This window comes from Pseudomonas sp. IT-P294, from assembly GCF_949767865.1.
Lineage (GTDB): Bacteria > Pseudomonadota > Gammaproteobacteria > Pseudomonadales > Pseudomonadaceae > Aquipseudomonas.
Genome location: NZ_CATKQW010000027.1, coordinates 1 through 1,417 on the forward strand (window position 1 = coordinate 1; position 1,417 = coordinate 1,417).

The window sequence follows — 1,417 nt, forward strand, 5'->3', positions numbered from 1 at the left end:
TAAGGCCGAGAGCTGATGACGAGTGTTCTTTTAGAACACGAAGTGGTTGATGCCATGCTTCCAAGAAAAGCTTCTAAGCTTCAGGTAACCAGGAACCGTACCCCAAACCGACACAGGTGGTTGGGTAGAGAATACCAAGGCGCTTGAGAGAACTCGGGTGAAGGAACTAGGCAAAATGGCACCGTAACTTCGGGAGAAGGTGCGCCGGTGAGGGTGAAGCATTTACTGCGTAAGCCCATGCCGGTCGAAGATACCAGGCCGCTGCGACTGTTTATTAAAAACACAGCACTCTGCAAACACGAAAGTGGACGTATAGGGTGTGACGCCTGCCCGGTGCCGGAAGGTTAATTGATGGGGTTAGCTAACGCGAAGCTCTTGATCGAAGCCCCGGTAAACGGCGGCCGTAACTATAACGGTCCTAAGGTAGCGAAATTCCTTGTCGGGTAAGTTCCGACCTGCACGAATGGCGTAACGATGGCGGCGCTGTCTCCACCCGAGACTCAGTGAAATTGAAATCGCTGTGAAGATGCAGTGTATCCGCGGCTAGACGGAAAGACCCCGTGAACCTTTACTATAGCTTTGCACTGGACTTTGAATTTGCTTGTGTAGGATAGGTGGGAGGCTTTGAAGCGTGGACGCCAGTTCGCGTGGAGCCAACCTTGAAATACCACCCTGGCAACTTTGAGGTTCTAACTCAGGTCCGTTATCCGGATCGAGGACAGTGTATGGTGGGTAGTTTGACTGGGGCGGTCTCCTCCTAAAGAGTAACGGAGGAGTACGAAGGTGCGCTCAGACCGGTCGGAAATCGGTCGTAGAGTATAAAGGCAAAAGCGCGCTTGACTGCGAGACAGACACGTCGAGCAGGTACGAAAGTAGGTCTTAGTGATCCGGTGGTTCTGTATGGAAGGGCCATCGCTCAACGGATAAAAGGTACTCCGGGGATAACAGGCTGATACCGCCCAAGAGTTCATATCGACGGCGGTGTTTGGCACCTCGATGTCGGCTCATCACATCCTGGGGCTGAAGCCGGTCCCAAGGGTATGGCTGTTCGCCATTTAAAGTGGTACGCGAGCTGGGTTTAGAACGTCGTGAGACAGTTCGGTCCCTATCTGCCGTGGACGTTTGAGATTTGAGAGGGGCTGCTCCTAGTACGAGAGGACCGGAGTGGACGAACCTCTGGTGTTCCGGTTGTCACGCCAGTGGCATTGCCGGGTAGCTATGTTCGGAATAGATAACCGCTGAAAGCATCTAAGCGGGAAACTAGCCTCAAGATGAGATCTCACTGGGACCTTGAGTCCCCTGAAGGGCCGTCGAAGACTACGACGTTGATAGGTTGGGTGTGTAAGCGCTGTGAGGCGTTGAGCTAACCAATACTAATTGCCCGTGAGGCTTGACCATATAACACCCAAGCAATTTG

1 rRNA gene is annotated in these 1,417 nt (G+C 52.9%); it reads left to right on the top strand.

The window, feature by feature from the left end:
- Nucleotides 1-1,398 (top strand): 23S ribosomal RNA (locus ACM6I0_RS18945); the annotation flags it as partial.
- Between the last annotated feature and the right edge of the window lie 19 nt (nt 1,399-1,417).